This window comes from Methylorubrum podarium, assembly GCF_022179745.1.
GTDB lineage: Bacteria > Pseudomonadota > Alphaproteobacteria > Rhizobiales > Beijerinckiaceae > Methylobacterium > Methylobacterium podarium.
In genome coordinates, this window is sequence record NZ_BPRD01000380.1 from 1 (window position 1) to 14,383 (window position 14,383).

General features: G+C 70.4%; 10 protein-coding genes. 7 read left to right on the forward strand and 3 right to left on the reverse strand.

Annotation, left to right across the window (positions count from 1 at the left end; all coding sequences use genetic code 11):
- Positions 1 to 741 precede the first annotated feature (741 nt).
- Complete coding sequence (locus MFF42_RS18245) at positions 742 to 2,385, forward strand: B12-binding domain-containing radical SAM protein (RefSeq protein ID WP_238257014.1); 1,644 nt, start codon at positions 742 to 744, stop codon at positions 2,383 to 2,385.
- Between the two features lie 76 nt (positions 2,386 to 2,461).
- On the opposite strand, the gene MFF42_RS18250 is transcribed toward MFF42_RS18245, so the two are convergent.
- Positions 2,462 to 4,930, reverse strand: a complete 2,469-nt coding sequence (locus tag MFF42_RS18250) for an EAL domain-containing protein (protein ID WP_238257015.1) — start codon at positions 4,928 to 4,930, stop codon at positions 2,462 to 2,464.
- A 455-nt stretch (positions 4,931 to 5,385) separates the two neighbouring features.
- Here MFF42_RS18250 and MFF42_RS18255 point away from each other — a divergent pair, with 455 nt between their 5' ends.
- Positions 5,386 to 6,285, forward strand: coding sequence for a prephenate dehydrogenase/arogenate dehydrogenase family protein (locus MFF42_RS18255; protein WP_238257016.1), 900 nt, complete (start codon positions 5,386 to 5,388; stop codon positions 6,283 to 6,285).
- A 9-nt stretch (positions 6,286 to 6,294) separates the two neighbouring features.
- On the opposite strand, the gene MFF42_RS18260 is transcribed toward MFF42_RS18255, so the two are convergent.
- Positions 6,295 to 7,620, reverse strand: a complete 1,326-nt coding sequence (locus MFF42_RS18260; RefSeq protein WP_238257017.1) for an OmpP1/FadL family transporter — start codon at positions 7,618 to 7,620, stop codon at positions 6,295 to 6,297.
- A gap of 252 nt (positions 7,621 to 7,872) precedes the next feature.
- Here MFF42_RS18260 and MFF42_RS18265 point away from each other — a divergent pair, with 252 nt between their 5' ends.
- Genes MFF42_RS18265 through MFF42_RS18275 form a run of 3 tightly spaced genes read left to right on the forward strand, consistent with a single transcriptional unit; the run spans position 7,873 to position 10,794 of the window.
- On the forward strand, positions 7,873 to 8,757 hold the full coding sequence (locus MFF42_RS18265; RefSeq protein WP_238257018.1) for a fumarylacetoacetate hydrolase family protein: 885 nt from the start codon (positions 7,873 to 7,875) through the stop codon (positions 8,755 to 8,757).
- A gap of 19 nt (positions 8,758 to 8,776) precedes the next feature.
- On the forward strand, positions 8,777 to 9,547 hold the full coding sequence (locus MFF42_RS18270) for an alpha/beta fold hydrolase (protein WP_238257019.1): 771 nt from the start codon (positions 8,777 to 8,779) through the stop codon (positions 9,545 to 9,547).
- Positions 9,548 to 9,558: 11 nt separating this feature from the next.
- Positions 9,559 to 10,794 carry a tetratricopeptide repeat protein gene (locus MFF42_RS18275; protein WP_238257020.1) on the forward strand — a complete coding sequence of 412 codons (1,236 nt, stop codon included), beginning with the start codon at positions 9,559 to 9,561 and terminating at the stop codon, positions 10,792 to 10,794.
- A 22-nt stretch (positions 10,795 to 10,816) separates the two neighbouring features.
- On the opposite strand, the gene MFF42_RS18280 is transcribed toward MFF42_RS18275, so the two are convergent.
- Positions 10,817 to 11,164 (reverse strand): hypothetical protein, encoded by a 348-nt coding sequence (locus tag MFF42_RS18280; protein ID WP_238257021.1) that lies wholly within the window; start codon positions 11,162 to 11,164, stop codon positions 10,817 to 10,819.
- A 257-nt stretch (positions 11,165 to 11,421) separates the two neighbouring features.
- Here MFF42_RS18280 and bioB point away from each other — a divergent pair, with 257 nt between their 5' ends.
- Both bioB and aspS read left to right on the forward strand, forming a co-directional pair.
- The gene (gene bioB, locus MFF42_RS18285; protein WP_238257022.1) at positions 11,422 to 12,447 is read left to right on the forward strand and encodes a biotin synthase BioB; all 1,026 of its coding nucleotides are present in this window, start codon (positions 11,422 to 11,424) and stop codon (positions 12,445 to 12,447) included.
- A gap of 82 nt (positions 12,448 to 12,529) precedes the next feature.
- Positions 12,530 to 14,344 (forward strand): aspartate--tRNA ligase, encoded by a 1,815-nt coding sequence (gene aspS / locus MFF42_RS18290; RefSeq protein ID WP_238257023.1) that lies wholly within the window; start codon positions 12,530 to 12,532, stop codon positions 14,342 to 14,344.
- Positions 14,345 to 14,383: the final 39 nt, after the last annotated feature.

Here is a 14,383-nt window from a genome sequence, read left to right on the forward strand (position 1 = left end):
TCGACAGGAGCAGCGCGGCCAGAAGACGTCGTTTCATGGTTCAAATCCCCTTCGCGCGTCCCTGGGCCGGCGCGATGACGTCCGCCGTGTCGTGCCGGGACGCGCGCATCCCCAGGCTGCGCATCGTCTGAAAGCGGGGCGAATTCGGGCGGCCGTACGAGAGGCTCGCCATCGGAGGCCGACGCGGAAGGCGGCGGCCGGCGAACTTGTTCGGCGGCTCAGTCGGTGCGCGGCCCCGATGCGCCCCGCTTCCGGGACGCGGCGATAGCACCGGGCTCAAGCAATTGAAAGTAAATCTACTTGTAAAATGAGGATAAATACGACTCATTACTATATAGACGTCGTGGCTATTCGCTTAATCCGAGAAGATCGTCGACTTATTTCGTCATAAAACTGACGCATGAACATACGTTTTTTCGCAATTCATCGAAGGGACGCTGGGGCAGAGCCGTTCCGCCCGAACCCGGGAAACGCCCTCGTGACGCGCCCGCCCAGACCGCCCGACCATGCGTGGTCCCATGCGGCGTCTGACGCGGCATCCCATGCGCCTGCCGCACACCGCCATCGCCGCCCGGCGGTGACGCATCGATGGGTCCGCGGGGCCGTCCCGGCCCGATCGTCACGCCCGACCGGTCCGCCCTCACCGCTCCGGCGGGCCGGTATGCTGCGGATGCACGATGTCACGTCAAAGAGAGGGGTGAGGGGGGCGCCAAAGCGCGACGCTGTGCTAGATTGGCGGCCATGCGATGCCCCCTCCCCGTCTCGTCCCGCCGGCGCATCCTGTGCGTCTTCCCCGCCTACACGCCGTCCTTCGGCACGTTCTCCCACGCCTATCCGCTGATGGGCGGGGTGAAGGCGTTCATGCCGCCCCAGGGGCTCCTGGTGATCGCGGCCTACATGCCCGAGTCCTGGGAATGCCGGTTCATCGATGAGAACATCCGGCCGGCCTCGCCTCGGGACTTCGCCTGGGCCGACGCGGTGTTCGTCTCAGGCATGCACATCCAGGAGGGGCAGATCCACGATATCCGCCGGCGGGCGCACGAGGCCGGCAAGGTCGCGGTGCTCGGCGGCCCCTCGGTCTCGGGCGCGCCGGAGAAATACCCGGATTTCGACTACCTCCATGTCGGCGAGATCGGCGACGCCACCGATCGCCTCATCGAGATCCTGGACCGCGACCTCGCGCGGCCGGCGGCCCAGCTCGTGCTCGACACCAAGGACCGGCTGGCGCTCGGCGACTTCCCGGCCCCGGCCTACGAGGCGGTGCCGCTCAAGCGCTACCTGATCGGCTCGCTGCAATTCTCCTCCGGCTGCCCCTATCGCTGCGAGTTCTGCGACATCCCGCAGCTCTACGGGCGCCAGCCGCGGCTGAAGAGCCCGGAGCAGATGTGCGCCGAGCTCGACGCCATCGTCAGCCAGCCGGGCCACCCGGCGGTGGTCTACTTCGTCGACGACAACTTCATCGGCAACCGCAAGGCCACGCGGGAGATGCTGCCCCACCTCGTGGAATGGCAGAAGAAGAACAATTACCCGCTCCAGTTCGCCTGCGAGGCGACGCTGAACATGGCCAAGCAGCCCGAGATCCTGGAGCTGATGCGGCAGGCCAATTTCATGACGGTGTTCGTCGGCATCGAGACGCCGGAGGCCGAGGCGCTGAAGGGCATCGACAAGACCCACAACGCCGCCGTGCCGATGTACGAGGCGATCGAGACGCTCAATTCCTACGGTCTCGAGGTGACCTCGGGCATCATCCTCGGCCTCGATTCCGACACCGACAAATCGGAGCAGAACCTGATCGACTTCATCGACCGGTCGGCCATCCCCGTACTCACCATCAACCTGCTCCAGGCACTCCCAAAAACCCCGCTCTGGGACCGGCTGGAGCGGGAGGGCCGGCTCGTCCACGACGCGGCGCTCGAATCGAACGTGCTGTTCAAGCGCCCGCACGACACGGTGGTGAGTTCCTGGCGCCGGGCGATCAGTCACGCCTATTCCCCCGAACACCTGTTCGAGCGCTTCAAGCACCAGTGCGACGTGACCTACGGCAACCGCATCGTCACCCCGACCGCGGGCAAGCTCACCTTCACCAACCTGCGCCGCGGCCTGATCCTCGGCTTCAACATCATCACCCGGGTGGGCCTCTTCTCCGACTATCGCCGGCCGTTCTGGCGGGCGGCGGCCCACGCCCTGAAGCGCGGGCAGATCGAGGCGGTGTTCAACATGGGCTTCGTCGCCCACCACCTGATCCGCTTCACCCGCGAGGCGCTGCGGGGCGAGCACAACGCCTCGTTCTACGCCGCCAAGGCGGCGGAGGCCGAGGCGCAGCGCCAGCGCAGCTGGTGGGAGAACGCCCGCCGCCGCCTCGCACCGGAGCGCGAGGCGGCCTGACCCGGCCGGGTTCCGACGATGACGGCGGCCGGACCGGCGGACGGCCGCCCGTCCCCTCGCGGGCGAAAGCCCTGCCTCAGGCGCAGGCCCTGGCCGGCGGCTCGGCGAACAGGGAGCGCAGGCGCGCCAGTTCCAGATCCGGGGAGCCCGAGATGGGGGTCATCATCGCCCCCATGACCGGCGTCGGCCGGGCGAACAGGTAGCCCTGCATCTGGTCGCAGCCGAGCTCGCGCAGCACGGCGAGCTGCTCCTGCGTCTCCACCCCCTCGACCGTGACCTGAAGGCCGAGATTGTGCCCGAGATGGGTGATCGCGCGCACGATCGTCAGCGAGTCCGCGTTCTGTCCGAGCCGGCGCACGAAGGACTGATCGACCTTGATCTTGTCGAACTTGAACCGCTGCAGGTAGCTCAAGGACGAGTAGCCGGTGCCGAAATCGTCGAGCGCGAGGCGCACGCCGAGGGTGCGCAGCGCCGTGAGCACCTCCACCGCCATCGCCGCGTCCTGGATGAAGACGCCCTCGGTGATCTCCAGGACCAGCCGCCCCGGCGGGAGCCCGTGGCGGCCGAGCACCGCCGCCACCCCGGCGGCGAAGCCCGGCTGGCGGAACTGCTTCGGCGAGACGTTGACCGAGACCCGCCAGGGCTGCGGCCAGGCGGCGGCGGTGGCGCAGGCGGTGTCGAGCACCCAGGCGCCGATCCGCCCGATCTGGTCGGTCTGCTCGGCGAGGGGGATGAACTCGGCCGGGGGCACGCAGCCGCGCTCCGGATGGTGCCAGCGGATCAGCGCCTCGAAGGTCTCGATCTCGCCGGTGCGGCCGTTGACGATCGGCTGATAGTAGAGCTGCAGCTCGCCGCGCGGGATCGCGCCGCTCAGCTCGTGCTCGATCCGGCGGCGCGCCTGGAGCTGCTCGTCCATCGCCGCCTCGAAGAAGCGCACCGTGCCGCGCCCCTCGTCCTTGACCCGGTAGAGGGCGGTGTCGGCGGCGCGCTTCAGGCTGTCGGCGGTGCTGCCGTCGCTCGGATAGACGGCGATGCCCGCCGAGGCGCCGATCTCGATGCGCAATCCAGCGCTCTGGCCCTTGGTCCGGCCCTCGATCTGAAACGGGCGGCTGAGCGCCGCGACCAGCCGCTCCGCGGTCTCGGCGACCTGCGCCAGCGTGCGGGTATGGGCCAGGACGACCACGAACTCGTCGCCGCCGATCCGGGCGAGCGTGTCGGTCGGGCGCAGCTCCGCCAGCATGCGCTTGGCCGCCTGCACGAGCAGGGCATCGCCCGCGGCGTGGCCGTGGAAGTCGTTGACGGGCTTGAAGCGGTCGAGGTCGAGATAGACCAGCGCCACGCTCGACCCGTTCTCGGCCGCCGTCTCCAGGGCGAGCCCCAGGCGCTCCTCCAGCAGGGTGCGGTTGGGCAGGTCGGTCAGGGCGTCGTGCAGGGCGAGGTGGCGGATGCGCGCCTCGTCGCGGCGGCGCTGGCTGAGGTCGCGCAGGGCCACCGCCGTGGCGGGCCGGCCGAGATACTCGATGGGACGGCAGGAGAGTTCCACCGGCACGAGGGTGCCGCTCGCCGTGCGGATCTCCAATTCTTCCGGGCGCAGATCCTCCGGGCGGCAGCGGCTGAGCCGCATCACGGCCGGGGCGTGGGCCTCGGCGAACAGGTCCAGCACCGGCCGGCCGACGATCTCCTGCGTCGTGGCCTCGAACAGGCGCAGGCCCGCCTGGTTGATCTCGACCACCCGCCCGCCGCGGTGGATGAACAGCACCTCGTGGGCGAGGTTGCCGAGCAGGCGCATGCGGCTCAGCTCGTCCATGCGGCGGCGCATGAGATGCCGCTGCATCAGCAGCGCGGCGAGACCGGCGGCGAGGACGACGAGGCTTACGAGCCCCACCGCGAGGCCGAGATGCATCGAGCCGAGGACGGCACCGCCATCCTCCCGCGGGGCGGCGGGTGCGACGGTGAGCGCCGTCATGCCGGTGAAGTGCAGGCCGCAGATCGCCAGCACCAGCCAGAGCGTGACCTCGATCCGGCGGCCGAGGCCGGTGAGGTCGCCGGCCCGGGCGAGGGCGGTCACCGCCAGGATCGCGCAGAGGCCGAGCGAGCCGTAGACGTAGGCGCCCTCGAACATGAGCAGGTTGCTCGCCGCCATGGCGCTCACGCCCGCGTAGTGCATCCCCGCGATCGCCGCCGCCAGGGCCAGGCCGGCCGCAACCACCCCGAGCGGGAAGTGGCGGGCGCGGGACCAGATCAGGAGGGCGGCCAGGGCTCCGGCCACCGCGATCGCGATCGAGGCCGCGGTGGGCTGGAGGTCGTAGGCCGCCTGCCCGCCGGGCAGGAAGGCGAGCATCGCGACGAAATGGAGCGACCAGACGCTGCAGCCGAACACCGCCGCCGCCGCGGCCAGCCAGGGGGAGAGGGCCCGGCGCTCGGCCTGCGCGGCCTCGGCCATCAATGTCACCGTCGAGAAGCAGCCGAGCAGGCAGATGCCCGCCGAGATGGCGACAAGGCCGAGATCGTGCTGTTGCGCGACGCAGGCGACGATTTTGAGCATGGTGGATGGAGAGCCCGACAACCCAAGGCAGGATTAGGCTTTCTCTCTTAAAGTGCCGTTGCTGAAATTCTTCTTGGTGATCGCATTTGCGTGATCGAAGATTTCATAAATAAACGTAGGTTATGTTTAGAAATCCTTCCGATCCTATGTATTTCCGAACACAATTTCTGCGTTACGGCGGCGCCCCGATGATCGATTGCGCGACGTCTCCCGAAGACTTCGGCCGAGGCCGAACATCCGGCCGATCTCCGCCGGCCGGAGCTTGACCGTGCGGCCCTCCCCGTCTAGAGGCGCCCCATCATGACGGGCCTCCTCCTCTCCGGGTCGTATCGCGCGCCGCTCCCCTAAGCGGCCTCGGACTCGTCATGTCTTCAGCCGCTGCGTCGTCGGCGGCTCGAGGATCTCACCATATCCCGCAACGGACCGCCGGCCTCGCCCCATCCCGAGGTCACACCGTGTCTGCCCTGCCCCCGCTCTCCCCTCCTCGCCCGTCGGTCGGTCTCGTCGGCTTCGGCGCCTTCGGCCGCCTGATCGCCCGCCATCTCGCGCCGCACGCCGCCCTGACGGTCCACGATCCGTACCTGCCGGCCGACAGCCTCGCGGCGCAGCTCGCGGCGCATGCGGGGCCGGACGCCATCGGGGGCGGTCTCCGAAGCGTGGCGGCCTGCCCCGTGGTGATCCTCGCCACGCCCGTGGCGCGCCTCGCCGAGGCGGTCGGCGCCCTCGCCCCGCATCTGCGGCCGGGCACGCTCGTGGTCGATGTCGGCTCGGTGAAGATGGGACCCGCCGCGATCCTGCGCGCGGGATTGCCGGCCGACGTCGCGATCCTCGCGACCCATCCGCTGTTCGGGCCGCAGAGTGCCAAAGATGGCGCGGGAGATGGCGCCGGCGAGGACATCCGGGGCCTGAAGATCGCCGTCTGCCCGCTCCGCGGCCGGCCGGCCCTGCGGGCGGCCGCCTTCCTGCGGCGCGGGCTCGGCCTCGACGTGATCCTGACGACGCCGGAGGCGCATGACCGGGCCATGGCCTCGGTCCAGGGGCTGACCCACCTCATCGCCAAGGTTCTCGTGGCGATGGAGCCGTTGCCGACGCGGATGACGACGCGCAGCTTCGACCTGCTGATGCAGGCGGTCGGCATGGTGCGGCACGACGCGCCGGACGTGTTCCACGCCATCGAGCGGGCGAACCCGCACGCGGCGGGGGTGCGGCGGCGCTTCTTCGCCCTCGCGGGGCAGCTCGAGGCCGAGCTTTCCGCGGAGGCGGTTCGCGCCGAGCCGAACCGCCTCGCCTCGTCGACGCGGCTTCCCGCCCCGCGCCGGACCGTTTCAGGCCGGGCGCGGGGCGGGCCCCGTTGATCAAGGCGATCAGTACTTGCGCACCAGCGGGGCCGGGACGACGGCGGCGGGAGCGTCCCACTGGTAGCGGAACCCGACCGAGACGACGTCGGCGCTGACGTCGGTCGAGGCCGCGAGCGGGATGTTGCCGATGTTGTAGTCGCGGCCGGGCCCCGCCAGGAGGAGGCCGCGATCGAAGAAGGCGTGGGCGTAGCTGGCCGTCAGCAGCACCTTCTCGCTCCAGCGATAGCTGCCGCCGATCGAGACGACGTAGCGGTTGCTGTCGGGCAGGCGCGCCGAGCGGTTCGAGACGTCGATCGGCACGTTGTCGTAGCCGAAGCCGGCCCGCAGGGTCAGGTTCGGCGACCAGTCGTACTCGGCACCGATCGAGTAGAAGAACGAGTCCTTGAAGTTGAGCGGCAGGTGATTCACCGTCACGCCGAGCGCCTTCGAGACGATGCCGACGTCGCCGAGCCTCGACCAGTTGTCCCACTCGAAGCCGAGATTGATCCGGGTGACCGGGTTGATCGCCTGGGTCAGGCCGACGCTGACCTTCTCGGGCGTGTTGAGGTTGGCCCGCACCTGCCCCAGGGCGATGGCCTGCCGCGGGTCGGGGAAGCCGATCGAGCCCTCGATGTCGTGGTGGACCGAGGAGCGGTAGCCGACGCCGATCGTCGTGCCGGCGGCCGGCGTGACCAGGACGCCGGCGGTGAAGCCCACGCCCCAGGACTCGCCCTTGAGGAAACCGGACGGGTACTGGCCCGGGAACACGCCGGGCACCGGCACCGCCTGGCGCAGGGTCAGGCGGAAATACTCGACGCTCGGGCCGGCGGCGACGGAGAGCCAGTCGTTGACCTTGAAGCCGATCACCGGGTTGAAGGCCAGCGAGAAGATCCGCGAGGAGCGGGCATAGACCGAGCCCGCCCAATCCTGGCGCGGCTTGGTGACGAGCCCGTAGGGCGCGCCGGTCTGGATGCCGATCCAGATCCGGTCGGTGAGCTGGTAGGAGGTCGCTCCCGAGGGCACCACGGCGCCCTGGCCGACCTCGCCGGAATCGCCGAACGGCAGCAGGCCCGGCGCGGTGCCCACCCTCGGCGTGATCTCACCCGAGAGATTGATGAAGCTCAGGCTCTGCTCGCTGGCGAAGCCCGGCCGCATCGTCACGGTCGCCGGGTTCCAGAAGATCGACGAGACGCCCGCCCCGCCCGAGGCCGCGCCCGCGAAGGCCACGCCCAACCCCTGCGCACTCTGCTCGCGCAGGCCGAAGGCACCGGCCTGCGCCCCCGTCGCGCCCGCCACCGAAGCGGCCGCGACGGCTCCCGCGAGCCCGAGCGCGCGGATCGTCCCCCCAGTCATTGTTTTACTCCGAAGCGTCTTTTTGCAGACCCAAGTCCCATCGCGATGGAAGAGGATCGCGCGCATCCGGTCCAGAGGCGGGAAACCGAAAATAGAATTATATATCAATTGAGGAATTTATGTCACGGAACCGGGGTGCCCCCGCGCCCGTATGAACGGCGGGGCCCCCGAGGCGCGGCTTGCACCCTGGACCGGTCGCGGCCATGGTCTCGCGCCTCTGGGCGAGCCCCGGGCAGGACGGAGACGCGGACGATGAAGTTAATCCGGCACGGAGCGAGCGGTGACGAGAAGCCGGGCCTCGTGGACGCGCGGGGGGGCCTGCGCGACCTGTCGGGAACCCTGCGCGACATCGCCGGACCGGGCCTCTCGCGGGAATCGCTCGATCGGCTCGCGCGGATCGATCCCGAGAGCCTGCCGCTGCTGCCGCCCGGCACCCGCCTCGGCCCCTGCGTCGGGGGCACCCGCAACTTCGTGGCGATCGGCCTGAACTTCGCCGACCACGCCGCCGAGACCGGCGCGGCGATCCCGGCCGAGCCGATCATCTTCAACAAGGCGCCCTCCTGCATCGTCGGCCCCAACGACACGGTGATCCTGCCGAAAGCCTCGGCCAAGACCGACTGGGAGGTGGAACTCGCGGTGGTGATCGGCGCCCGCGCCTCCTACGTCCACGCCAACGAGGCCCTGCGCTACGTGGCGGGGGTGTGCATCTGCAACGACCTGTCCGAGCGGGAATTCCAGATGGAGCGCGGCGGCACCTGGACCAAGGGCAAGGGCTGCCCGACCTTCGGCCCGCTCGGCCCCTGGCTCGTCACCCTCGACGAGATCCCGGACCTGAAAAACCTCTCGATGAGCCTCGACCTCAACGGGAAGCGGATGCAGACGGGTTCGACCGCGACGATGATCTTCGACGTGGCCCAACTCGTGGCCTACGTCTCGCACTTCATGATGCTGGAGCCCGGCGACGTCATCACCACCGGCACCCCGCCCGGCGTCGGCCTCGGCATGAAGCCGCCGCGCTTCCTCCGGAGCGACGACGAGATGGTGCTGCGCATCGACGGCCTCGGAGAGCAGCGCCAGCGGGTCGTGGCCTTCGACGACTGGACCGCGAAGGTCGCCGCGGGCGAGCCGACGAACTGACGGACAATTCGCTCCGACGATGCGCACCGCTCCGCCCGACCGGCCGTCCCCCGTCGTCTTCCTCGGCGGCGGCCCCGGCCTGCCTGTCGCCTACGCCGCCGACCCGCTGCGGCGCGCAGGGTTCGCGCGCGACTGGGCCTTCTTCGAGCAGCCCGGCTGCGGCGCCGAACCTTCGTCCGAGCCGGTGACGGCGCACGGCGTGTGCGCGGCCGCCGCCGCCTTCGTCGCCGGGCGCGCGGGGGAGGGCGCGGTGAGCCTCGTCGCGCATTCCTGGGGGGCGTGGCTCGCGCTGGCCCTGCTCGATCGCCTGCCGCCGGAGACGATCGCCCGCGCCGTGCTGCTCCACCCGGCCCCGCCGACCCGTGCCGGGCTCGACGCGGGCGTGGCCGCGCTGTTCGGCCGGCTCTCGCCCGAGGCGATGGGCCGGGCCGCGCCGCTGATGGCGCGGACCGACGCGGAGGCCGGCCGCTCCGTCATGACCATCCTGCTGCCCGCCTATTGCGGCCGCGAGACCGACCTGCCGGATCTCGATCTCGCCCTGGCCCCGCCGGTCTATCACGGCGTCTCGGCCAGCCTCGGCGACTACGACCAGCGCGGGATCGTGGCGGCCCACGCGGACCGCCTCACCCTCGTCTTCGGCGAGGCCGACGCGTTCTCGCGCGAGCTCTACACCCGCCAGGGCGGCGACCTGACGGGCCTCGACGTCGCCGCCCTGCCCGGCGGCCATTTCGGCTTCCTGGAGGACCTGGCCGGCTTTGAGCGCCTCCTGCGCGCACGGGGCGTGATCTAAGCCTCCCACCCATGGTGATCCCCTCGGCGACCCCCTCGGCCACACGCTCCCTGCCGCTGCCGGACCGGCCCTCGGTCGCCGTGCTGCCCTTCGCGGATCCGGAGGGCGACTTCGACACGCAGGCGCTGGCCGACGGCCTGTCGGAACACGTCACCGACGCCCTCGCCTGCACGCCCGGCCTGTTCGTGAGCGCCCGCAACTCCGCCTTCACCTTCAAGGGCCGCGCCGTGCCGCCGGACGAGGCGGCCGGGCGGCTCGGCGTCGCGCACATCCTCACGGGCACGCTGTCGCGGGCGGGCTCGCGCCTGCGGGTCGAGGCGAGGCTGCACCGGACGGCGGCCGAGCGGCCGGTCTGGAGCCAGGATCTCGACGAGGACGAGGGCGCGGTCCACGCCCTGCGGAGCCGGATCGTCGCCGGCGCGGTGGCGGCGATGGCCCCCGGCCTCGCCCGCGACGCCGTGCCGGAGCGGACGGGGCCGCCGCTCGATGCCGGCGTCTACGCGCCGTTCCTGTCTGCCTACTCGAACCACGCCATGCCGAGCGCCGAGAGCGTGCGCCTGCGCATCGCCTCGATCGAGGCCGTGCGCCGCCTCGTGCCGGAGCATCCCCTGCCCTGCGCGCTGCTCGCGCAGTGCTACACCAACCTCGTGGTGCAGGGCTGGAGCGCGGATGCCGCCGCCGATTGCGCCGAGGGCGCCCGGCTCGCCCGCCTCGCCCTGGAGCGGGACGACGGCGATCCGGCGGTGCTGATGATGGCCGGGCACACCCTCGCCTTCCTGGCCCAGGACTACGACACGGCGCTCGCCCTGCTCGACCGCTCGCTTGCCCTCAACCCCAACAGCGCCGCCGCCTACGAGCGCAGCGGCTGGGTGCGCTGCTATGTCGGCGAGGCGGAGCCGGCGGCCGCCCATTTCCGGGCGGCCAAGCGCCAGAGCCCGCTCGACCCCACCACCTTCCGCTTCGAGTCCGGCCTCGGGCTCGCCCTGTGCATGGCCGGCGCGCACGAGGAGGCCCTTGTCTGGCTCGACCGCTCCATGGCGGAGGATCCGACCTGGACCAGCACCCACCGCGTCCGCGCCGCGAGCCTCGCTCTCCTCGGCCGCCAGGCGGAGGCCGAGGCCGCCGCCACGCGCTTCCTGGAACTCGAACCGAGCTACCGGGTCAGTCGCGCCATGCGCCTCTACCGGCCCTCGCCCGGCAAGGACCGGTTCGTCGGGGGGATGCGGCGGGCCGGCATCCCGTTCTGACTCCGTCGACGGAGCGAGCCCGTCACCGGCGTAGGGGCGCCGTCGCGCGGTTCTGTTCCGACAGGATGCGGCCGATCACACCGTCGCAGTTCAGGGTCTGTCCGACACACTCGGCCGACAGGTGGATCTTCACCTGGCCCCCCTCCTGCACCACGCGTCGGCAGATATAGGCCGCCGGCTGACCGCCGCTGGGCTTGACGAGCGTCCAGATTATCAGCCGCTTCGGGTCCTGAATCTCCGTGACCGACGCGGTTTCGCGCGTGACCTCCGTCCCCGGATCGGACTTGATGGCGGCCACCATCTCGGCGAAGGGCAGGATCTCGCGCTCGCAAAGCTGCTGCGCCGCGGCCGGGAAGGAAAGAAGCGCCACGAGGGCCGCCGAGAGGACCGGACTGACAGACAGGCGCATCGCAAGCCCTTCGAATGGGTTGTATCAATTAGACCACACGCCCCTTGGCTGCAACGGCGGCCAAGCTCCAATCCGGCGAGAGGTTTTGTCCGACCGACGCGGCGTTCGGCGGTGCCTCTCCGTGCGAAGCCCCCGTCCGGACGCGCGTCCGAGGCCACCGAATGGCTCCCCCAAGGCAAGGCTTGATTTTTCCCGCGCCTTCGCCCTCAAAGAAGCGCATGAGCGACACCGTGGTCTCCCTCACCTCTTCCGCCGCCCCGGCCGCGATCCGGCAAGACATCCGGCACGATTGGACCCTGGCCGAGATCCAGGCGATCCACGACATGCCGCTGCTCGATCTCGTCCACCGGGCCGGCGTCGTGCACCGGGCGCACAACGACCCCGCCGACATCCAGCGCGCGGCGCTCCTGTCGATCAAGACCGGCGGCTGCCCCGAGGATTGCGCCTACTGCCCGCAATCGGCCCACCACAAGGGCGCGAACCTCCCCCGCGAGCGGCTGATGCCGGTCGAGGCGGTGCTGAAGGAGGCCGCCGCCGCCAAGGCCAACGGGGCGCATCGCTTCTGCATGGGCGCGGCGTGGCGCAAGCCCAAGGACGGGCCGGACTTCGACGCGGTGCTGGAGATGGTGCGCGGCGTGCGGGGGCTGGGCATGGAAGCCTGCGTCACGCTCGGCATGCTGACGCAAGCCCAAGCGCAGCGCCTCGCCGAGGCCGGGCTCACCTCCTACAACCACAACCTCGACACCGGCCCCGAATTCTACGGCGACATCATCTCGACCCGCACCTACGACGACCGGCTCCAGACCCTGGAGCATGTCCGCGAGGCCGGGATCGGCGTCTGCTGCGGCGGCATCGTCGGGATGGGCGAGCGGGTGCGCGACCGCGCCGAGATGCTGCTCGTGCTCGCCAACCACGCGCCGCACCCGGAGAGCGTGCCGATCAACGCGCTGGTGGCCGTCGAGGGCACGCCGCTGGAGGACCGCCCGCCGATCGATCCGCTCGACCTCGTGCGGATGTGCGCCACCGCCCGCATCGTCATGCCGAGGGCCCGCGTGCGCCTCAGCGCCGGCCGCAAGAGCCTGACCCGCGAGGCGCAGATTCTCTGTTTCCTCGCTGGTGCCAACTCGATCTTCTACGGCGAGCGCCTGCTCACCACCGCCAACAACGAGGCCGACGCCGACGCGGAGCTGCTGCGCGACATCGGCGTGCCGGTGCCCGAGGTGACGCTCGCCGCCGCGGAGTAGGCGGAGCGGCCCCGCATGGCCGCTTTACCTTGACTTCACCTGCCTCCCGTGAATGGTGCCGGCTCCTTCTCAAGAGCCCGCCATGCACCGTTACCGTTCCCATACCTGCGGGGCGCTCCGCCCGTCCGACGTCGGGCAGAGCGTCCGCCTGTCCGGCTGGTGCCACCGCATCCGCGACCATGGCGGCGTGCTCTTCATCGACCTGCGCGACCATTACGGCCTGACGCAGTGCGTGGTCGATTCCGACTCCAAGGCGTTCAAGGCCGCCGAGACCGCCCGCTCCGAGTGGGTGATCCGAATCGACGGCCGGGTGCGCACGCGGCCCAGTGGCACCGAGAACGCGGAGCTGCCGACGGGCTCGGTCGAGGTCTATATCGACGACCTCGAAGTGCTCGGCCCCGCGGGCGAACTGCCGCTCCCCGTCTTCGGCGACCAGGAATACCCGGAGGAGACCCGGCTCAAGTACCGCTTCCTGGATCTCCGCCGGGAGAAGCTGCACGCCAACATCATGAAGCGCGGCGCGATCGTCGACTCGCTCCGCCGCCGCATGCGCGAGGGCGGTTTTTTCGAGTTTCAGACGCCGATCCTGACTGCCTCGAGCCCTGAGGGCGCCCGCGACTACCTGGTGCCGTCGCGGGTCCACCCTGGAAAGTTCTACGCGCTGCCGCAGGCGCCGCAGCAGTTCAAGCAGCTCACGATGATCGCGGGCTTCGACCGCTACTTCCAGATCGCCCCCTGTTTTCGCGACGAGGACGCCCGGGCGGATCGCTCCCCGGGCGAGTTCTACCAGCTCGACATCGAGATGAGCTTCGTCACCCAGGAGGACGTGTTCCAGGCGGTGGAGCCGGTGCTGCGCGGCGTGTTCGAGGAATTCGCCGGCGGCAAGCGCGTGACAGGGGAATTCCCGCGCATCACCTACGCCGACGCGATGCTGAAATACGGCGTCGACAAGCCGGACTTGCGCAACCCGCTGATCATCGCCGACGTGACGGACGAATTCGCCGACGACGCGGTGGAGTTCAAGGCGTTCAAGGGCGTGATCAAGTCGGGCGGCGTGGTCCGCGCCATCCCCGCCACCGGGGCGGCGGGCCAGCCGCGCTCGTTCTTCGACAAGCTGAACGACTGGGCCCGCTCGGAAGGCGCGCCGGGCTTAGGCTACATCGTGTTCGAGGAAGAGGGCGGGGCGCTCACCGGCAAGGGGCCGATCGCCAAGTTCATCCCGGCCGAGATCCAGGCGCGGATCGCCGAGAAGGCCGGCGCCAAGGCGGGTGACGCAGTGTTCTTCGCCGCCGGCGCCGAGGCGAAGGCCGCCGCGCTCGCGGGCAAGGCGCGCATCCGCATCGGCGACGAGCTGAAGCTCTCCGACACCGACCAGTTCGCCTTCTGCTGGGTCGTCGATTTCCCGATGTACGAGTGGAACGAGGAGGAGAAGCGGATCGACTTCTCCCACAACCCGTTCTCGATGCCGAACTTCGACCGCGACGCGTTCCTCGCCCTGGGCGAGGCCGATGCGGAAAAAATCCTCGGGATCAAGGCGTTCCAGTACGACATCGTCTGCAACGGCATCGAGCTGTCCTCGGGCGCGATCCGGAACCACCGTCCCGACGTGATGGAGAAGGCGTTCAGTATCGCCGGCTACGGCCGGGACGTGCTGGAGGAGAAGTTCGGCGGCATGCTGAATGCGCTCCGCCTCGGCGCCCCGCCGCACGGCGGCATCGCGCCGGGGGTCGACCGCATCGTCATGCTGCTGTGCGAGGAGCCGAACATCCGCGAGGTCGTGCTGTTCCCGATGAACCAGCGCGCCGAGGACCTGATGATGGGCGCCCCCGCCGAGGCGACGCCGAAGCAGCTGCGCGAGCTGCACATCCGCCTCAACCTGCCCGAGAAGAAGGGCTAGTTCCTGAACCCTCCCCCCTCTGCGGGGGAGGGTGCCCGC